Raw genomic sequence first — 18,153 nt, 5'->3', positions numbered from 1 at the left:
GGCGCCTACCTGGGTCGCGTCCCGCTCAGTCGGGCTCATGGCGCTCGCGGCGGCGGCGGTGGCGGCGGAAGAAGAGGTGGGGCCAGGACAGGTCCGGGGGCGCGGGGACCTCGAGGTGGCCCGCGCCCTCCCGTACGGCGGCGACCGCGTGGCCGGCGGGCACGCCGGCGAACACCAGCACGTCGGCGGCGGCGATGCGCAGGGCGGAGGCGGCGTCGCGGCCGGACGCCTCGGATTCGAGGTCGGAGCCGTTGAATTCGGTGAGGAGGTGCAGGACGCGTTCGGTGGCGCGCCGGCGGGCGGCGTGGTCGCCCGGGTCTCGCGCCAGGTCGTGCAGGGCCGCCGCGACGCCCCGTACGGCGGGGGCGAGCAGCTCGCGCTCGCGCGCGGCGGCGGCCAGGGCCATCCGCGCGAGCATCAGGCAGCTGCCGCCGAGCAGGTCCAGGTGGCCGGCGCTCTCCCGTTCCCGTTCCGACTGCGCGGACCGGAACCGCCAGGCCACCGAGTAGCGGATCACCCGCGCGCTGACCTTCCTCATCTGGGCGAGGTCGGCCAGCCGGTCCCGCAGGTCGCGCAGCGAGGCCATCGCCTGTTCGCCGAGCCGGTCGTCGTCCTCGCGCAGCGCCCGGGCGGCCAGTTCCAGGCCGGCGGCCATGCTCTCCAGAGCCTTGGTCTCCGAGCGCCGCAGCAGCGCGACGGGCTCGGGGGTGAACAGCAGCTGGCTGAACACGAGCGCGACGCCGGCGCCGATCAGCGCGTCGACGATGCGGTTCGGCCCCGCGTCGCCGTACGGGACCGCGACGGTGAGGATGGCGCCGGCGGCGGCCTGGGCCAGCACGATCCGGGACCCGCCCAGGACGCTGGCGGCGACCAGCGCGGTGAACACCGCCACCGTCAGGCTGCCGTAGCCGCCGCCGAGGGCTGTCACCGCCAGTTCGCCCGCCACGATCCCGACCAGCACGCCGGCCAGCAGCCGGATCGCGTTGACGCCGCGCTCGCCCCGGGCGGCGTTGAGCGCGATCACCGCGGCGATCGGCGCGAAGAACGGGTCCTGGTGGTCGCCCAGCAGTTTGGCGATCACCCAGGCGGCGGTCGCGGCGGCGGTCTGCTGGAGCAGCGGCCACACGTCGGCGGCCACCTGCCGCAACGGCGCGGGGCGCCTCACGATCCGAAGCGGGCCTTCAGGTCGGCGTCGACCTCGCCGTAGTCGCGCTCCTTGGTCTCGGGGACGAAGCGCTTCGCGAACCAGAAGCCCAGCAGCGAGACCGCGGCGAAGATCCAGAACGTCTGCCCCTCGCCGATCGCGGCGACGACGCTGAGGAACACCAGGCTGACGGTGAAGTTGGCGGCCCAGTTGACGGCCGTGGAGGCGCTCGAGCCGGTGGCCCGGACGTCCGGCGGGAAGACCTCGCCGAGCAGCGTCCAGAAGACCGGGCCCACCCCGACGGCGAAGCCGGCGATGTAGAGCACCATGAACACCAGCGAGAGGGCGGAGCTCCAGCCCGCCACGAACGACAGCCCGAGCAGCACCATCGTGACCGCCATCGTGCCGAACGAGACCAGCAGCAGCGCCCGGCGCCCGGCGCGGTCGATCAGCCGGATCGCCACCAGCGTCATCACCAGGTTGATCAGGCCGATGGCGATCGAGTAGAAGATGGCGTTGGACGCCGCCAGCCCGGTGCTCTCGATGATCGTCGGCGCGTAGTAGATGATCGTGTTGATCCCGCCGAACTGCTGCAGCGCGGCCAGCATGAGCCCGACGATCAGCGCCGGCCGGACCCGGGGCGTCAGCAGTTCCCGCCAGCCCGGCGCCTCGTCCCCGTCCCCGCCCTGGTCGTGGAGTTCCCGCGTGCGCCGTTCCAGCACGACGTCGGCGGTGGCGTCGTTGGTGACCGAGGCGATCAGCCGGCGCGCCTCGGACTCCTTGCCGTGCGACAGCAGCCACTGCGGGGACTCCGGCAGGATCCACAGCGCGGCGGCGACCATCACCAGCGCCGGGATCGCCCCGGCGCCGAGCATCGCCCGCCAGTCCCCGCTGCCGGCGAACAGCAGGTTGACCAGGTACGCGGCCAGGATGCCGATGGTGATCATCAGCTGGTTGAGGGTGAGCAGCCGGCCCCGGATCTCCTTGGGGGCGATCTCGGACAGGTACGGCGGAACGGTCGCCGACGCCGCCCCCACCGCCAGGCCGAGCACCAGCCGGGCCAGCAGCAGCGTCCAGTAGCCGTTCGACAGGACGGCCATCGCCGTTCCGAACAGGAAGAGCAGGCCCTCCAGGCCGAAGATCATGCGGCGCCCGAGCCGGTCCGCGATCCGGCCGGAGCCGAGCGCGCCCACCATCGCGCCGAGGACCAGCACGCTGACGACGCTGCCCTGCTCGAACGCGTTCAGATCGAACTCGGACTTGATGAACAGCAGCGCGCCGGAGATGACCCCGGTGTCGAACCCGAACAGGAAGCCGCCGACCGCGATGAGGACCGCGTGCATCCGGATCTTCCGCAGTCCCGCGGGCGGCACCTCCGACAGCGGCCCCTCGCCGACCGGCGCGCATGGGAACCCCTGCATCTCAGGCCGCCAGGTCCACGACGACCTTGACGTCGTCGGGATGTTTGCGCAGGCCGTCCAGGAACTCCGCCATCGGGACCCGGCGGGTGATCAGCCGCTCCAGCCAGCCGTGGTCGGCCCGGGCGAGCGCGCCGGCGGCCTGCTCGAAGTTGCGGCGGGAGGCGTTGACCGTGCCGAACACCACCGTGTTCTCCAGCACCAGTTCCCGGTTGATCTCGTCGAAGGCGGCCTCGACCTTCTGGTTCCCGGCGGAGATCCCGGCCAGGCAGACCACCGCGTCCGGCCCGGCGACGCGCGTCACGTCCAGGACCAGCGGGCCGTGCCCGGTGCACTCGATCACCACGTCCGGTTCCAGGCCGAGGCCGGTCACGTCCCCGACGTGGAACGTGGCGCCCAGGTCGGCGACCAGTCCCGGCTTCGGGCCCCGGTCGCTGATGTCCAGCACGTGCACGTCCAGGCCCCGCTGGACGCCCATCAGCGCGGCCAGCAGCCCGACCGGGCCCGCCCCGGTCACCAGCGCCGTCTCGGGCCGCCAGGAGGTACGGGTCAGGAAGTGCTCGGTCTGGTCCCACGCCTTGGCCACCACCGAGGCCGGCTCGAGCAGGACGCCGCAGTCGCCCAGGCCGGGATCGAGCTTGACCGCGTACTCGGGCTCGATCCGCCAGCGCTCCGAGCCGAACCCGTCCCGCTCCTTGATGCCGCGCTCGGTGTACCGGCCGTTGCGGCAGAAGTCCTGCTCGCCGTTCGCGCACGGGACGCAGGGCACCGGGTCGGGGCGCCGGACGATCCCCGCGACCAGGTCGCCCTCGGCGAAACCGCTGCCGCCGGGCGCCTCCAGCACGCTGCCGAGCGACTCGTGGCCGATCAGGAGCCGGTCCCGGCCGGGCGGTGCCCAGCCGTAGCCCTGGCCGAGAACGATGTCGGCGTCGGTACCGCAGATGCCGAGCAGCCGCCCCTGGACGAGGATGCCGCCCTCGTCCGGTACGGGTTCGGGTACGTCGCCGGCCCGGACCTGGCCGGGATCGCCGGGTACCACCGTGATCGCCTTCATCCCCCGCGCGCCCCCTGCCGCCGAAGTTGCCGATGACCTTGCGTTGCCCTAGGTGATCAACACTAAACGCCGGGTGATCGCCTGTATCCGGGGTCAGCCGGCGAACTCCCGTGCGGGGAGCCCCGGAACACCGGCGCGGGCCCGGAAGAGGGAACCGGCGGGCGGCTCCTCGTCCGGTGCGAGGCGCTCGCGGGAGGTGGTGATGAACAGCTCGTCCAGCCGCTCGCCACCGAACGTGCAGGCGGTCACCTGCCGTACGGGCAGCTCGACCACCTCGTCCACCGCACCGGCCGGGGTGTAGCGGCGCACCTGGCCGCCTCGGTTGACGGCCACCCAGATCCCGCCCCGCGCGTCGACGGTCAGGCCGTCGGGAACGCCTTCGTCGGCGGGGACCTCCGCGAGCGTCCGGCGCCCGGTCAGCCCGTCCTTCTCGTCGTAGTCGAAGACGGCGATCCGGCCGGTCGCCGTGTCGTTGTAGTAGGCGCGGTCACCGTCCGGGCTCCACTCCAGGCCGTTGGAGACGGTGACCCCGTCCAGGACGGCCCGTACGGACCCGTCGGGATCGAGCCGGTACAGCGCGCCGGCGCCCGCGGTCTCGTCATAGGCCATCGATCCGCAGTAGAAACGGCCGTGGGGATCGCAGCCACCGTCGTTCATCCGTACGCCGTGGTCGTCCCACACCTCGGGCAGCGGGGTGAGCGAGCCGTCGGCGTCCTCCAGCGCGAAGCCCCGCTCGACGCCGATGACGGCCCCGCCCCGGCTGCGCGGGCGCAGTGCGGCGGCGATCTCGCCCACATGGCGGCGGCTGATCGTCCCGTCCGCGGCCAGGGACAGGACGTCGCCGGCGAGCATGTCGACCCAGCGCAGGCCGCCCCAGCGCGCCGACCACACCGGCCCTTCCGCGTGATACGCCACCGGATCGGTGATCTGTTCGGCTCTCATCTGCCACCACCCCCTTCCTCCTCCCTTCCCCGCCGGAGGTGATCGAGCCACCCGCGCGCCGATCAAGATCGTTTTGATCGGTGACGCGTTCGTGACGGTCCGGAATCGTGTGTATCTTCGTGGACCATGTTCAGTGCCCGCGTGTTCGATCGTCCGGCGTCGGGCGGTGAACGACCTTCGGTCTCCCGTCCCCCGGTCCCCGAGGACGAGACCGACAAGATCGTCTCGTATCTGAAGAGCGGCAAGATGGTGATCGCCGCCCGCTCGTACGCCCCGGACGAGGTGGATCCGTCCCGCGGCGACCAGGTGCCGCTGATCTTCCTCACCGACGGGACGTGGGTCTGGGCGGGAGCCGTCCACTACTACCTGGAGCAGCACGGCTTCGCGCCGGAGCCCGCGCTGGTCGCGCACATCCGCGCCCAGGGGTACCGGCCGCCCGAGGTGCCCGAGGCCGTCATGGACACGGCCATCGAGATCGCCACGGGGCAGCGGGAGGCCGACCCGTCACCGCCCGCCCCGCCGCCTCCCGGGCAGCCGGGACAGCAGCAGCCCGGTGCCCAGCCCTGGGCTCCTCCGGGAGGGCCTCCGATGTACGGGGCGCCACCGATGCAGGGTCCGCCGATGCAGGGCGCGCCGCCCTTCCCGGGGCCACCCGGATACGGGCCCGGACCGGCGGGACCGCCGCCCGTCCCCGGGCCGTACCCGGGTGCGCCGATGCCCGGCGGATTCCCCGGCCAGCCGGGCGCGCCCATGCCGCCCGGGCCGCCGATGCATCCCGGCGCGCCGCCGATGCCGCCCGGCCCGGGCTACGGCCCGCCGCCCGGGCAGTACCCGCCGCCCGGCCACGGCGGGCCCCCGCCGCTGCCGAACGCCTTCCAGGGGCAGCCCGGGTTCGCCCCCGGGCAGCCCGCGCCGTACCCGGGGCAGCCGGCACCGATGGCCGACGACCCGCTGCCCGCGCTGGAACGCCGGCTCCGCGAACTCGGTGTGGACCCCGGCACGTACCGGATCAACGACGCGGCCGAGGGCGCGTGGAGCCTGCTGCCCGAGGCCGGGCGCTGGTCGGTCTTCCTCCTGCAGAACGGGCAGCGCCGCAAGCAGGTCATGCACGACACCCAGGACCGGGCCGCGGCCTACCTGCTGGGCGCCGTACTGTTCTTCCCGAGGCCCGTGCCGTAAGGCGGCGTCCGCAGAGGAGGAACCGTGCCCGACGCCGACGGCCGCCGTCCGGTGACCGACCCGGACATCGATCTGCGCGAGCCGGGGCAGCGGGCGGAGCTGCGCCGCGCGCCGTGGACGACGCTCGGCGCGATCTCGGCCGGCGGCGCCTGCGGGGCCCTGGCCCGGTACGGCGTCGCCGAGGCGTTCGGCCATCCGCCCGGGGCGTTCGCGTGGGCCACCCTGATCGTCAACGTGACCGGCTGCCTGCTGATCGGGGCGCTGATGGTCGCGATCACCGAGGTCTGGGACGCGCACCGGCTGGCCCGGCCGTTCCTGGGCGTGGGAGTGCTCGGCGGGTACACCACGTTCTCCACCTACGTCGTCGATGCCCAGCGGGCCGTCGAGGCCGGGTCGCCGGGCACCGCGCTGGTCTATCTGGCCGTGACACCGGTGGGCGCGCTGGTGGCCGTCTTCGCCGGGGTACGGCTGGCGCGGTTCCTCGCCCGTTCAATGGGCGTGACGTCCGGCCGGGAGGAGGCGTGACGATCCTGCTGGTGGCGCTCGGTGCCGCCCTCGGCGCCCCGCTACGCTACCTGGCCGACCGCGCCGTCCAGGCCCGGCACGACTCGGCGTTCCCGTGGGGCACGTTCAGCGTGAACGTCGCCGGGTGCGCGCTGCTGGGGCTCCTGGCCGCGCTGCCCGCCGGATCCGGGGTGATGGCGCTGGCGGGTACGGGGTTCTGCGGCGCGCTGACCACGTACTCGACCTTCGGGTACGAGACGCTCCGGCTGGCCGAGGACGGCGCCCGTACGGTCGCGCTGCTCAACGTCGCCGCGTCGATCGCCGGCGGGCTGGGCGCGGCCTACTGCGGCATGGTGCTGGCCGAGGCCCTCACCGGGGCGTGAGCTCGCGGTCGGGCTCCCGTACGGCGGAGTCGGGGCGGCGCAGGGCCCGGGGCGCGCCGAGCGCCCGCGACATCCCGCGCGCGCTGGTCAGGACGGCGGGCGCGAGCCGTTCCGGCTGGGCGCCCTCGGCGGGGACCACGATCGAGACCGCCGCGACGACCGTGTCGGCGGGGCCGTAGACCGGGGCCGCGACCGACAGCGCGAACTGCTCCACCTGCCCGTCGCTCACCGCCACGCCGGTCCGCCGCACTTCGGCCAGCACGCGGCGCAGCCGGGTCCCGGTGCGGATGGTCTTGTCGGTGAAGCGGGTCAGCGGCCCGGCGATCGCCCGCTCCTGCAGGTGGGGCTCGGCGTGCGCGAGCATGGCCAGCCCCACGCCCGTCGCGTGCGCGGGGAAGCGCCCGCCGACCCGGGTGAGGACGTGCACCGCGCCCCGGCCGGAGATCCGCTCGATGTAGACGACCTCCAGGCCGTCCAGCACGGCGAGCTGGACGTTCTCGTGCGTCGCCTCGTACAGGTCCTCCAGGAACGGCATCGCGGCCTCGCGCAGCCCGAGCCCGCGCGGGGCGAGCGCGCCGATCTCCCACAGCCGCAGCCCGATCCGGTAGAGCCCGTCCTCGCCGCGTTCCAGCGCGCCCCAGCGGGTCAGCTCCCCGAGCAGGCGGTGGGCGGTGGCCGGGGGCAGGCCGGTACGGCGCGCGATGGCGGTCAGCGACAGGGCCGGGCGCTCGGGCGCGAACACGCTGAGGATGCCCAGCACCCGTTCGCTGACCGACGGCCGCGTCCTTCCCATGCGCCGAACGCTAGATAACTTCCTGTCGCACGTCAATGGTTTGTCGAACGTTCGGTGGCCTCGCCGCGCTGGAACGTCGCGTACAGCCACCACAGGGAGGGCAGGAGCAGCAGCGCGCCCACCGCCAGCGCGCCGAGGCTCGCGGCCAGGACGGCATCGGTCGCGGCGGCCTCGTCCACGTCGACGCCCGGCAGCAGGTGCGGGTACTGGCCGAGGCCCCACCCCCACAGCAGCCCCACGACGGCGAGGGCGGCGGTCACCCGTACCGCCACGTAGGCGCGCCGCCACAGCAGCACTAGCGAGGCCAGTCCGGCCACGATGGACACGATCAGCAGCGGCAGCCCGCGCCCGGTGGTCAGCTCGTCGAACAGCGGCCCCGCGTCGGCGTGCAGCACCAGCAGTCCCACCGCCGACAGCACCCCGACGACGGCGCCCGCGATCAGTGCCCGCTTCCGGAACGCCTCCGCCAGCTCCGGCTCCCCGCCGCGCTCGGCGTCGCGGGTGAGGAAGACCGCGGCCAGGTACGCGGCGACGCCGACCGCCAGGGAGCCGCAGATCAGCGAGGTCGGATTGAGCCAGCTGGTGATCAGGTCCCCTTCGGCGACGCCGGGCGGGACGCGCCCCGAGGCGATCGCGCCCGCCACCGTACCGAGGAAGAACGGCGTGACGACCGACGAGAAGGCGAACGTGGCACCGAACAGCCGCTGCTGCCACAGCTCGGTGCTCGCCTTGCGGAACGCGAACGCGGCGCCGCGCGCGATGATGCCCAGCGCCACCAGCGTCAGCGGGATGTAGAGGGTCGAGGCGATCGCGGCGAACACCGACGGCACGCCCGTCCAGGTCACCACGATCACGAAGATCAGCCACACATGGTTGGTCTCCCAGACCGGGCCGATCGAGTGCTCCACCAGCGACCGCTGCGGGCGGCCCCGCTCGCTGCCCCCGGCCAGCAGGTCCCACACGCCGCCGCCGAAATCGGCGCCGCCGAACAGCACGTACGCGCTCAGCCCGATCCAGAGCACGACCAGCATGATCTCCGGCAGCATCGTCAGACCACCTTGTAGTCCGTGACGTCACGTTCCTGCGGCGCGATCGGGACGGGCCGGTCGCGGGCCATCCGGCGCAGCACGTACACCGTCGCCACGGTCAGCACCGCGTACACGGCGGTGACGAGGACGAAGCCCCAGACCAGGCCGGGCGCCGGGTTGACCGCGTCGGAGGTGCGCATCACCCCGTACACGATCCACGGCTGCCGGCCGACCTCGGTGACCGTCCACCCGGCCTCCAGCGCCAGCACCGCCGCCACCCCCGACAGCGCGGCGGCCCGGTAGAACCACGGGGTACGGGGCAGGGTCCGGCGGCGCCACCAGTACAGGCCGAGCCAGAGGGACAGGGCCAGCAGCGCGAACCCCATCCCCACCATGATCTGGAACGCCCAGTGCACGATGTTCACCGGCGGCCGGTCCGCCTCGGGCACGGTGTTGAGGCCGGCGATCTCGGCGTTCGGGTCCCAGTGGGCCAGCAGCGACAGCCCGTACGGGATCTCCACCGCGTACCGCAGCTCGCCGTCGATCGCGACGCCTCCCAGGTGCAGCGGTACGGCCCGTTCGGTGTGGAACACGCCCTCCATCGCGGCCAGCTTGACCGGCTGGTTGTCGGCGACGAAGTGCGCCGCCCAGTCCCCCACGCCGATCTGCACCGGCGTGATGACCGCCGCCACCGTGAACGGGATCAGGAAGCCCAGCCGGTGGTAGCGGTCCCGGCGCCCGCGCAGCATCGCCACCGCGTACACGCTCGCCATCAGGAACCCCGCCACCATGAACGCCGCGAGGATCATGTGCACGGTCTGCGAGGGCGTGGCCGGGTTGAACATCGCCGCCCACGGATCGACGGCCACGATCGTGCCGTCCACCGCCGAGAACCCGGTCGGCTGCTGCATCCAGGCGTTGGCCGTCACGACGAAGAACGCGCTCGCGACCCCCGCGATCACGATCGGGATCCCGGAGAGCATGTGCTGGACGGGCGGCAGCCGGTCCCAGGCGTACAGGTAGATGCCGAGGAAGATCGCCTCGATGAAGAAGGCGATGCCCTCCAGCGAGAACGGCAGCCCGATGACCTCGCCGTACGTGCCCATCATGCCCGGCCACAGCAGGCCCATCTCGAACGACAGGATCGTTCCCGACACCGCGCCGACGGCGAACAGCACCCCCATCGCCCTGGCCCAGCGGCGCGCCAGCAGCTTGTAGTTGCCGTCCCCGGTCCGGTGCCCGCGCCACTCGGCGATCAGCGTGATGGCGGGCATCCCCACGCCCAGGCAGGCCAGCACGATGTGCCAGCCCAGCGACAGCGCCATCTGCATCCGCGCGGCCCCGAGATCGGCCTCGGTGACCCCCTCGGCCACGGCTTCCAGCGCCGACATGTCGCTCCCGTCCCTCGCCTCGCCCGTCCCGCTGCATACCCACTCACCTGTGATGACACCTGGGGGCATCGGGCACCATGGAGGGGTGACTTCGCTGGAGGCGCCGGCCGGCGCGGACCGTCCCCTTGAGGCGCCGGACCCGGAGGGACGGGCCCTGGACGAGCTGGCCGACCTGGTGGCGGACGGCGACGTGGTGATCCTGAGCGGTGCCGGGCTGTCCACCGAGTCCGGCATCCCCGACTATCGCGGCGAGACCGGGCGGGCGCGGCGGGCCGATCCGATGACGTACCAGGCCTTCGTGGGCGGCGAGGCGGCGCGGCGGCGCTACTGGGCGCGCAGCCATCTGGGCTGGCGGCACATCTCCCATGCCGAGCCCAACGCCGGGCATCGCGCGGTGGCCGGGCTGCAGCGCCGGGGGCTGGTCTCCGGGATCATCACGCAGAACGTGGACGGGCTGCACCAGGCCGCCGGGGCGCGGGACGTGATCGAGCTGCACGGCGCGCTGGACCGTGTCGTCTGCCTGGGCTGCGGTGTTCGCACCGCGCGGCAGGAGCTGCATGAACGGCTGGCGGCGGCCAATCCCGGCTGGGAGGCCGCGGCGGACGCGATCAACCCGGACGGCGACGTCGAGCTGGAGGGCGAGCGGATCGACGCGTTCCGGATCGTCGGCTGCCGGACCTGCGGCGGGATCCTCAAGCCGGACGTGATCTTCTTCGGCGAGAACGTGCCGGGGCGCCGGGTCGCGGAGTGCTACGCGCTGGCCGGGCGGGCCGGCACGCTGCTGGTGCTGGGCTCCTCGCTGACCGTGATGTCGGGGTACCGGTTCGTCCGGCACGCCACCGGGCTCGGGATCCCGGTCGCGATCGTCAACCGGGGCGCGACGCGGGGCGACGCCGAGGCCTGGACGACGGTCGACGCCCCGCTCGGCGCCACGCTCACCGCCCTGGCCGCCCGGCTGGGCCCCGCGAACTGAGCCCCGCGGGCCCGTGGAAGGGGCCCGCGGATCGGCTCAGCGTGGCGGCGGCGCCGTGCTCTCCCGGACGACCAGCTCGGTCGCCAGCTCGACCCGGTGGGTCTCCAGGACCTCGCCGCGGGCCAGCCGCAGCAGCAGGCGGGTGGCCAGCGCGCCCATCTCGGCCAGCGGCTGGCGGACCGTGGTGAGCGGCGGCGAGAACCAGCGCGACACCGACAGGTCGTCGAAGCCCACGATGCTCAGGTCCTGCGGGATCCGCAGCCCGCGCTCGCGCGCCGCCTCGCACGCCCCGTACGCCTGCTGGTCGGAGCCGGCGAAGATCGCGGTGGGCGGGTCGGGCAGCTCCAGCAGCAGCCCGGCCTGCACGTAGCCGCTCTCGTGGTGGAAGTCGCCGTGCCGGATCAGCTCCGGATCGGGCGGCAGCGCCGCGCTCTCCAGCGCGCCCCGGTAGCCGTCGAGCCGGGCCCGGCTGCACAGCATCCCGGCCGGCCCGCTGATGATCGCGATACGGCGGTGCCCGAGCTCGGTCAGATGCCGGGTCGCGGCCAGCCCGCCGGCCCAGTTGGCGGCGCCGATGGACGGGATGCCCGGGTCGGGCTCGCCGCGCGGGTCGATGACGACGCACGGGACGTCCATCGCCTCCAGCCGGGCCCGCTGGTCGGGGCTCAGGTCCTCCAGGACCAGGACGACGCCCTCGGAACGGCGCCGTTCGAGGTTGTCCAGCCATTGCCGGGCGGGCTCGGCGCGGGCCCGCGCGGCGGCGTGGATGGCCGAGACGACGGTGCCCAGCCCGGCGGCGTGCGCGACCTCCTCGGCACCGCGGATGATCTCCACCGCCCAGGGGCTGTCGAGCTCGCCGAAGACCAGGTCGACCAGCCCGGCGGGGTCGGATCCGCGCCGTCCCGCCCGGGGGTAGGCGTGCTTGTCGAGCAGTTCCTCGACCCGGCCGCGGGTGCCGGCGGCCACGTCGGCGCGGCCGTTGAGCACTTTGGACACCGTCGAGACCGAGACGCCCGCCTCCCGGGCGATGGACGTGATCGTGACACGGCGCTGCACCATGGGGGCCATCCTAGTCCGAAACTTTTCGATGGAGTCCACCGATATCAATCGGAACTACATCTATTGACACGACACAGGAGCGACTCTAGTTTCCGAAATATATCGGGAAAGTTTCGAACATCGGTCGTCCGGGGGCGGCGCCTCAGGAGGTGCGAGAGGTGTTCAGGAATCGTCGTGGCGCCAGATGGCTGGCGCTGATCACCGCGGCCGGGCTGGCGGCGGGCGGGTGCGGGACCTCCGGACCGGCGGGCGGCGGCGCCCCCGGGGAGATCAGGGTCTGGACGCTCCAGGGCGACGCCGTCAACAAGGTCGAGCGCGCCGGCGTCGAGGCGTTCAACAAGTCCGCCAACGCGAAGGTGCGGCTGGAGACCTTCCTCAACGACCCGTACAAGCAGAAGCTCCAGGTCTCGATGGGGTCGCCGAACGCGCCCGACGTGTTCTTCAACTGGGGCGGCGGCCACCTCCAGCAGTACGTCGGCGCCAAGCAGGTCGCCGACCTCACGCCGGAGTTCGACAAGGACCCCGCGTGGCGGGACGCGTTCCTGCCCGTGGTGATGAAGACGGCGCGGATCGGCGGCCGCTACTACGGCGTCCCCGAACGCGGCATGCAGCCGATCGTGCTGTTCCACAACAAGGACGTGTTCGAGGCGGCGGGCGCGCAGCCGCCCAAGACCTGGGACGACGTGCTCAAGCTCGTCGACACGTTCAAGGCCCGCGACATCACCCCGTTCGCGCTGGCCGGCTCGCAGGGCTGGACCGAGCTGATGTGGCTGGAGTACCTGCTCGACCGCGTCGGCGGCCCGGCCGCCTTCCAGGCGATCATGGACGGCAGGCCCGGCGCGTGGAGCGATCCGGCCGTCGCGCGGTCGCTGTCGATGCTGCGGGACCTGATCGACCGGGGCGCGTTCGGTACCAACTTCGGCGGCGTCGACTACGACGTGGGCGGCGCCTCGACGCTGTTCGCCAAGGGCAAGGCCGCCATGCACCTGATGGGGTCGTGGGAGTACGCGACGCAGCTCGGCCAGAACCCCGACTTCGTCAAGAAGGGCCGGATGGGCTGGACGCCGTTCCCGTCCGTGCCGGGCGGTACGGGCGATCCCCGCAACGTCGTCGGCAACCCGTCCAACTTCTACTCGGTCGGCGCGGCGTCCAAGGACAAGGCCGGCGCGATCAGGTTCCTCAAGGAGTCCATGACGTCCGACGCCTACGTGCAGGGCCTCATCAGCGTGGGCGAGGTCCCGGCGATCAAGGGCCTGGAGCCGAAGCTGCGCAGCGGGCCCGACGCCCCGTACGCGACGTTCATCTACTCCCTGGTGAGCGCCGCGCCCGACTTCACCCAGTCGTGGGACCAGGCGCTCACGCCGTCGGTGTCGCAGGCGCTGCTCACCAACCTGCAGAAGTTCTTCCTCAAGGAGATCGACCCGCGGGAGTTCAGCGCGGCGATGGGCAAGGCGAAGTGAGACAGCGCCCCGGGGTGATCTGGGCGGCGCCCGCACTGGCCTACTTCGTGGTGTTCGCGATCGTGCCGATGGTGCTGGTCGTGGTGCTCGCCTTCACGACGTGGAACGGGCTCGGGACGCCGCAGTGGGCGGGCACGGCGAACTGGACCCGGATGGGCCAGGACGCCACGCTGCCCGATTCGCTGCGGCTGTCGCTCATCCTCACCGCCGGGGCGTGGTGCGTGCAGACCCCGATCAGCCTGCTGCTCGGGGTCTGGGCCGCCGGCCGCGGCCGGGGCCGGGCGGCGCTGAGCGCGGTCTTCTTCATCCCGCTGCTGATGTCGAACGCCGCGGTCGCCCTGCTGTGGCAGGCGCTGCTGGACCCCAACTTCGGCCTGGCCGACCTGGTCGGCCCGCTGCTGGCGGCCCGGGACGGCAACATCCTCGGCGAGCCGTCCCGGGCGCTGGCCGCCGTGGTGCTCGTGGTGTCCTGGCAGTTCGTCCCGTTCCACGTGCTGCTCTACCAGGCCGCGACGCGGCAGATCCCGCGGACGCTGTACGACGCGGCGGCCATCGACGGCGCGGGCCGGGGCCGGCGGTTCTTCTCGATCACCCTTCCCCAGCTGCGCCACACCGTCGTGTCCTCCACGGTGCTGATCCTGGTCGGGTCGTTCACGTACTTCGAGACGATCCTGCTGATGACCGGGGGCGGGCCGGGCACCGCGACCCGCGTGCTGCCGCTGCACATGTACCTCACCGGCTTCTCCTCGTTCGAGATGGGCTACGCGAGCGCCCTGGCCGTCGTGCTCGTCGTCGTCGGCACGACGCTGTCCATCGTCATCGTCCGGGCGACGGGCTTCTCCTCCATGCGCAGCCGGCGGGAGGGCATGTGACGCCGTTCCCGACGATCGCCGCCTTGGCGCGGCGAACCAACCCACTCGCCGCGCTCGCGGCACTGGCATGGCTGGTGGTGGTGGGCCTGCCCCTCTACTACCTGGTCGCGGTGAGCCTGCGGACCCGCGAGGACTACCTGACGGCGGGCCCGCTCGCGCCGCCCTCGTCCCCCACGCTGGAGAACTACGCCACGGTGCTCGACAGCGGGTTCGGCCGGTACCTGCTCAACACGGTGATCGTGTCGGCCGCGTCGGTCGCACTGGTGCTGCTGCTGGCGCTGCCCGCCGCGTACGCGATCGTGCGCGGGACCGGCCGGCCGCTGCGCGCCGGCTTCTCACTGCTGCTGCTCGGGCTGGCGATCCCGGCCCAGGCGGTGATCGTCCCGGTCTACCTGATCATCACCCGGCTGCGCCTGTACGACTCGCTCACCGGGATCATCCTGCCGACGGTGGCGTTCCTGCTGCCGATGGCGGTGCTCGTCCTGACCAGCACCCTGCGCGACATCCCCGAGGACCTGTACGAGGCGATGGCGATCGACGGCGGCGGCCCGGTCCGGGCGCTGCGCACCCTGGTGATCCCGCTCAGCCGCCCCGGGCTGGTGACGGTCGGCGTCTACGTCGCCGTGAACGCCTGGAACGGCTTCCTGTTCCCGCTGGTCCTGACCCAGTCGCAGGACCGGCGGGTGCTGACGATGGGCCTGTGGAGCCTGCAGGGCCAGTTCACCTCCAACGTTCCGGCGCTGATGGCGGCGATGACGCTGTCGGTGCTGCCGGTGTTCGTGTTCTACGTGATCGGGCGCAGGCGCCTCGTCGGCGGGCTCACCGCCGGGTTCGGCAAATGACCGTCCGCAAGGAAGCGTTCGTAAGGAAGAAGGAGTGCTCATGACCGATGACCAGCGGTTCCTCCGGGTGGCCGGCAGCGGTCTCGCCGACGCCACCGGCGCCCCCGTGCGGCTGCGCGGCGTCGGGCTCGGCGGCTGGATGAACATGGAGAACTTCATCACCGGCTATCCGGCGACCGAGACGCTGATGCGCCGGGCGGTGCGCGGCGTGCTCGGCGAGGACCGCTACCACCGGTTCTTCGACCGCCTGCTCACCGCCTTCTTCGGCGACGACGACGCCGCCTACCTGGCCTCGCTCGGGCTGAACTGCGTGCGGCTGCCGCTCAACTACCGGCACTTCGAGGACGACCGCGCCCCGTTCAAGATCCTTGAGGCGGGGTTCGAGCAGCTGGACCGGGTGATCGACACCTGTGCCCGGCACGGCGTCTACAGCGTGCTGGACCTGCACGCGGCCCCGGGCGCCCAGAACCACCACTGGCACAGCGACAACCCCTCGCACATTCCGGCCTTCTGGGAGCACGCCCACTTCCAGGACCGCGTCGTCAACCTGTGGCAGGTCATCGCCGACCGGTACGCGGGCCATCCCTGGATCGCGGGCCACAACCTGCTGAACGAGCCGGCCGACCCGACCGGCGAGATCATCGGGCCGTTCTACGCCCGGCTGGTGGACGCCGTCCGCGAGGCCGATCCCCGGCACACGCTCTTCCTGGACGGCAACACCTACTCCACCCGCTTCGACATGTTCGGCGAGCCGTGGGAGAACACCATCTACACCTGCCACGACTACGCGCTGGCGGGCTTCGTGTACGGCGGCCCCTATCCCGGTCGTACGGAGGGCGTCTGGGTCGATCGCGGGCAGCTGGAGGAGAAGTTCCTCGAACGCACCGCGTACCAGCGCCGTACCGGCACCCCGATCTGGGTCGGCGAGTTCGGCCCGGTCTACACCGGCGACCCCGAGCGGGACGCGCAGCGCTACCGGATCCTGCGCGACCAGCTCGACATCTACGACGCCCACGACGCCGGCTGGTCGCTGTGGACGTACAAGGACGTCGGGCTCCAAGGGCTGGTCCACACCGCCGCCGACAGCCCGTACACCCGGCGGTTCGGCGCGTTCCAGGACAAGAAGGCCCGGCTGGGGGCCGACCACTGGGGGTCGACCGACGACGGTGTGCGGCATCTGACCGAGCCGGTCCACGCCTTCATGGCCGAGGAGTACCCGGACTTCGACCCCTACCCGTTCGGCCGCCGCAAGTTCACCGACGACCTGCTGCGCCACATCCTGTTCGCCCAGCCGCTGACCGTCGAGTACGCCGAGCTGTTCCGGGGACTGGACGACGGCGAGCTGGACGCGCTGGCCGACTCGTTCTCCTTCTCCTCCTGTACCCGCCGGGAGCCTCTCGCCGATCTCCTCACCGAGCGCTGCCGGCCCGGCGGCGCTCGGTGAGCAGGCCGCCGGTTTGACCTTGACGCAGCGTCAACGTTTCTAATGAAGGCATGCGGATCGGCGAGCTTGCCGCGCTGGTCGGGGTGTCCACCCGTACCGTGCGCCATTACCACCATCAGGGGCTGCTGCCCGAGCCCGAACGGCTGGCCAACGGCTACCGGGAGTACCGGGTCCGGGACGCGGTGGCGCTCGCCCGGATCCGGCGGCTGACCGAGCTGGGGCTGGCGCTGGACGAGATCCGCGACGTGCTGGCCGACGACCGGGGCCGGGAGCTGCGCGAGGTCCTGCTGGAGCTGGACGCCGACCTGGCCCGGCAGCAGGACGCGATCGCGGCCCGGCGGGACCGGCTGGCCGTGCTGCTGGCCGAGACCGACCTGCACCCCGACTCGGTGGTGTCGCCCGCGATGGCGTCCGTGCTGCGCGATCTGCCGGGCCCCGGCGACTCCGAGATCGGCAGGTTCGATCGCGAGCTGATGATGCTGGCCGACGCCGGGGCGGGTACGGCCGACCGCTCCGCGTACACCGACCTGCTCCGCCCGCTCACCGCGCCGGGGATGCGCGAGCGCGGCAACGAGCTGTACGCGCGGCTGGACGAGCTGGCCGACGCCGACCCGGGCGACCCGCGCGTCGCCGAGACCGCCCGCGAACTGGCCGACTACCTCCCCGAGGAGATGGCGTCGGTGATGGTCGCGAGCCTGGAGAGCGCCGATACCGGCCACTGGCTGGACGCCATGGCGCAGGAGCTGTCGGCCGCGCAGGCCGAGGTCTTCCGATCGCTGGTGCGCATGCTGAAGGGACGAGGGAGATGAACGTGACGCTCAAGGCCGCGCGTGCGGCGCTGTTCGCGATGGTCCCCGCCGAGCTGGTGCTCGCGGTCCTGCTCCTGTCCGGGGTGCCGCTGCCCCGTCCGGTGATCGTGGTCGCCGAGGCGGTGATCCTCGCGGTGCTCGTCCTGGAGGCCACGGCCGCGTACCGGCTGTTCAGGACCGGACGCCGTGGCGGTCTCCCCCGCCGGGCGGCGCTGCGGGACACCTACGCGCAGCTCGTCCCCGAACCGGTGCGGCGGATCATGGGGTTCGACTTCAAGGGCATGCACAGCCTCGTCCTGTGGGTCGCCCGCCGCCGCGACGGCGTCCCGCCGGGCGCCACCCCGCTGTCGTACTCGGGGGCGCAGACCGGCACGATGCTGACGTTCCTGTTCGCGATGGTGGTGGAGCTGTTCGGCCTGGAGATCATCCTGCGGGCGGTCGGTGCGCCGGCGGGCCTGCGGGCCGTGGTCTTCGTGATCGACGCGTACTCGATCCTGGTCGTGCTGGCGATCGTCGCGGCCTGCGTCACCCGCCCGCACGTCGTCTCCGCCGGTGAGCTCCGCGTCCGGTACGGGGCGTTCTTCGACCTGCGCGTCCCGCGCGAGCGGATCGCCTCGGTACGGCAGGTGCGCAACTACAACGAGAGCGGCCTGGTCAGGATCGAGGACGACCGGCTCGCCATCGTGGTGTCGTCGCAGACCAACATCGTCGTGGAGCTGACCGAACCCGTCACCGCCGTCCGCCCGCTCGGCAAGAGGGCCGAGATCCGGACGATCCGCTTCTTCGCCGACACCCCGCGCGCCGCCCTCGACGCCCTGCGCCCCGAGACCGCGCCCGAGCCGGCCCTGGAGGGATGAG

18 protein-coding genes are annotated in these 18,153 nt (G+C 72.7%); 10 read left to right on the top strand and 8 right to left on the bottom strand.

Annotated features, from left to right (window positions below; translation table 11 throughout):
- Positions 1-25: 25 nt before the first annotated feature.
- The 4 genes from ACH34Q_RS10045 to ACH34Q_RS10030 all read right to left on the bottom strand — a co-directional run bounded on the left by ACH34Q_RS10045 (position 26) and on the right by ACH34Q_RS10030 (position 4,558).
- Positions 26-1,165 (bottom strand): aromatic acid exporter family protein, encoded by a 1,140-nt coding sequence (locus ACH34Q_RS10045; RefSeq protein WP_395982539.1) that lies wholly within the window; start codon positions 1,163-1,165, stop codon positions 26-28.
- Positions 1,162-2,565 (bottom strand): sugar porter family MFS transporter, encoded by a 1,404-nt coding sequence (locus ACH34Q_RS10040; RefSeq protein ID WP_395982538.1) that lies wholly within the window; start codon positions 2,563-2,565, stop codon positions 1,162-1,164. Before ACH34Q_RS10040 ends, ACH34Q_RS10045 begins: the two co-directional genes overlap by 4 nt.
- Position 2,566: 1 nt before the next feature.
- A complete protein-coding gene (locus ACH34Q_RS10035) occupies positions 2,567-3,616 on the bottom strand; it encodes a glucose 1-dehydrogenase (protein WP_395982537.1) in 1,050 nt (349 codons plus the stop codon).
- 93 nt (positions 3,617-3,709) lie between these two features.
- Positions 3,710-4,558, bottom strand: coding sequence for an SMP-30/gluconolactonase/LRE family protein (locus ACH34Q_RS10030; RefSeq protein ID WP_395982536.1), 849 nt, complete (start codon positions 4,556-4,558; stop codon positions 3,710-3,712).
- Positions 4,559-4,699: 141 nt separating this feature from the next.
- Between ACH34Q_RS10030 and ACH34Q_RS10025 the strand changes: the two genes are divergently transcribed.
- The 3 genes from ACH34Q_RS10025 to crcB are packed head-to-tail and all read left to right on the top strand — an operon-like array spanning position 4,700 to position 6,624.
- Entirely contained in the window at positions 4,700-5,737 is a 1,038-nt protein-coding gene (locus ACH34Q_RS10025; RefSeq protein ID WP_395982535.1) for a hypothetical protein, read from the top strand.
- Positions 5,738-5,761: 24 nt separating this feature from the next.
- A complete protein-coding gene (locus tag ACH34Q_RS10020; protein ID WP_395982534.1) occupies positions 5,762-6,262 on the top strand; it encodes a fluoride efflux transporter FluC in 501 nt (166 codons plus the stop codon).
- Positions 6,259-6,624: a fluoride efflux transporter CrcB gene (gene crcB, locus ACH34Q_RS10015; RefSeq protein ID WP_395982533.1), complete on the top strand. Its 366-nt coding sequence runs from the start codon at positions 6,259-6,261 to the stop codon at positions 6,622-6,624. The genes ACH34Q_RS10020 and crcB overlap by 4 nt, the downstream gene beginning before the upstream one ends.
- Here the strand turns inward: crcB and ACH34Q_RS10010 are convergent.
- The 3 genes from ACH34Q_RS10010 to ACH34Q_RS10000 are packed head-to-tail and all read right to left on the bottom strand — an operon-like array spanning position 6,611 to position 9,836.
- Positions 6,611-7,417, bottom strand: coding sequence for an IclR family transcriptional regulator (locus ACH34Q_RS10010; protein WP_395982532.1), 807 nt, complete (start codon positions 7,415-7,417; stop codon positions 6,611-6,613). The two genes, crcB and ACH34Q_RS10010, sit on opposite strands and share 14 nt — an antisense overlap.
- Before the next feature lie 32 nt (positions 7,418-7,449).
- A complete protein-coding gene (locus ACH34Q_RS10005) occupies positions 7,450-8,463 on the bottom strand; it encodes a cytochrome d ubiquinol oxidase subunit II (RefSeq protein WP_395982530.1) in 1,014 nt (337 codons plus the stop codon).
- 2 nt (positions 8,464-8,465) lie between these two features.
- A complete protein-coding gene (locus tag ACH34Q_RS10000; RefSeq protein ID WP_395982529.1) occupies positions 8,466-9,836 on the bottom strand; it encodes a cytochrome ubiquinol oxidase subunit I in 1,371 nt (456 codons plus the stop codon).
- A gap of 85 nt (positions 9,837-9,921) precedes the next feature.
- Here ACH34Q_RS10000 and ACH34Q_RS09995 point away from each other — a divergent pair, with 85 nt between their 5' ends.
- Positions 9,922-10,809 (top strand): NAD-dependent protein deacetylase, encoded by an 888-nt coding sequence (locus ACH34Q_RS09995; RefSeq protein WP_395982528.1) that lies wholly within the window; start codon positions 9,922-9,924, stop codon positions 10,807-10,809.
- A 36-nt stretch (positions 10,810-10,845) separates the two neighbouring features.
- On the opposite strand, the gene ACH34Q_RS09990 is transcribed toward ACH34Q_RS09995, so the two are convergent.
- Complete coding sequence (locus tag ACH34Q_RS09990; RefSeq protein ID WP_395982527.1) at positions 10,846-11,868, bottom strand: LacI family DNA-binding transcriptional regulator; 1,023 nt, start codon at positions 11,866-11,868, stop codon at positions 10,846-10,848.
- A 158-nt stretch (positions 11,869-12,026) separates the two neighbouring features.
- Here ACH34Q_RS09990 and ACH34Q_RS09985 point away from each other — a divergent pair, with 158 nt between their 5' ends.
- From ACH34Q_RS09985 to ACH34Q_RS09960, 6 genes are read left to right on the top strand one after another with little or no spacing between them, the layout of a single operon-like run.
- Complete coding sequence (locus tag ACH34Q_RS09985) at positions 12,027-13,328, top strand: extracellular solute-binding protein (protein WP_395982526.1); 1,302 nt, start codon at positions 12,027-12,029, stop codon at positions 13,326-13,328.
- Positions 13,325-14,200 (top strand): carbohydrate ABC transporter permease, encoded by an 876-nt coding sequence (locus tag ACH34Q_RS09980; protein ID WP_395982525.1) that lies wholly within the window; start codon positions 13,325-13,327, stop codon positions 14,198-14,200. The genes ACH34Q_RS09985 and ACH34Q_RS09980 overlap by 4 nt, the downstream gene beginning before the upstream one ends.
- A complete protein-coding gene (locus ACH34Q_RS09975) occupies positions 14,197-15,042 on the top strand; it encodes a carbohydrate ABC transporter permease (protein WP_395982524.1) in 846 nt (281 codons plus the stop codon). The genes ACH34Q_RS09980 and ACH34Q_RS09975 overlap by 4 nt, the downstream gene beginning before the upstream one ends.
- A 40-nt stretch (positions 15,043-15,082) precedes the next feature.
- Positions 15,083-16,486: a glycoside hydrolase family 5 protein gene (locus tag ACH34Q_RS09970; protein ID WP_395982523.1), complete on the top strand. Its 1,404-nt coding sequence runs from the start codon at positions 15,083-15,085 to the stop codon at positions 16,484-16,486.
- 50 nt (positions 16,487-16,536) lie between these two features.
- Positions 16,537-17,295 carry a MerR family transcriptional regulator gene (locus ACH34Q_RS09965; RefSeq protein WP_395982522.1) on the top strand — a complete coding sequence of 253 codons (759 nt, stop codon included), beginning with the start codon at positions 16,537-16,539 and terminating at the stop codon, positions 17,293-17,295.
- Positions 17,292-18,152, top strand: a complete 861-nt coding sequence (locus ACH34Q_RS09960) for a hypothetical protein (protein WP_395982521.1) — start codon at positions 17,292-17,294, stop codon at positions 18,150-18,152. The genes ACH34Q_RS09965 and ACH34Q_RS09960 overlap by 4 nt, the downstream gene beginning before the upstream one ends.
- Position 18,153: the final 1 nt, after the last annotated feature.

Origin of the sequence: Actinomadura sp. 9N407 (genome assembly GCF_044326315.1) — a bacterium.
Classification (GTDB): Bacteria; Actinomycetota; Actinomycetes; order Streptosporangiales; family Streptosporangiaceae; genus Spirillospora.
The sequence above is the reverse complement of the archived record's forward strand: the minus strand, read 5'-3'. Positions and strand labels throughout refer to the sequence as shown.

What these genes read in the sequence shown, in the direction of transcription:
- ACH34Q_RS10040 (WP_395982538.1), bottom strand. Translation starts at nt 2,565, where the DNA reads ATGCAGGGGTTCCCATGCGCGCCGGTCGGCGAGGGGCCGCTGTCGGAG.
- ACH34Q_RS10035 (WP_395982537.1), bottom strand. Translation starts at nt 3,616, where the DNA reads ATGAAGGCGATCACGGTGGTACCCGGCGATCCCGGCCAGGTCCGGGCC.
- ACH34Q_RS10030 (WP_395982536.1), bottom strand. Translation starts at nt 4,558, where the DNA reads ATGAGAGCCGAACAGATCACCGATCCGGTGGCGTATCACGCGGAAGGG.
- ACH34Q_RS10010 (WP_395982532.1), bottom strand. Translation starts at nt 7,417, where the DNA reads ATGGGAAGGACGCGGCCGTCGGTCAGCGAACGGGTGCTGGGCATCCTC.
- ACH34Q_RS10005 (WP_395982530.1), bottom strand. Translation starts at nt 8,463, where the DNA reads ATGCTGCCGGAGATCATGCTGGTCGTGCTCTGGATCGGGCTGAGCGCG.
- ACH34Q_RS10000 (WP_395982529.1), bottom strand. Translation starts at nt 9,836, where the DNA reads ATGTCGGCGCTGGAAGCCGTGGCCGAGGGGGTCACCGAGGCCGATCTC.
- ACH34Q_RS09990 (WP_395982527.1), bottom strand. Translation starts at nt 11,868, where the DNA reads ATGGTGCAGCGCCGTGTCACGATCACGTCCATCGCCCGGGAGGCGGGC.
- ACH34Q_RS09970 (WP_395982523.1), top strand. Translation starts at nt 15,083, where the DNA reads ATGACCGATGACCAGCGGTTCCTCCGGGTGGCCGGCAGCGGTCTCGCC.
- ACH34Q_RS09965 (WP_395982522.1), top strand. Translation starts at nt 16,537, where the DNA reads ATGCGGATCGGCGAGCTTGCCGCGCTGGTCGGGGTGTCCACCCGTACC.
- ACH34Q_RS09960 (WP_395982521.1), top strand. Translation starts at nt 17,292, where the DNA reads ATGAACGTGACGCTCAAGGCCGCGCGTGCGGCGCTGTTCGCGATGGTC.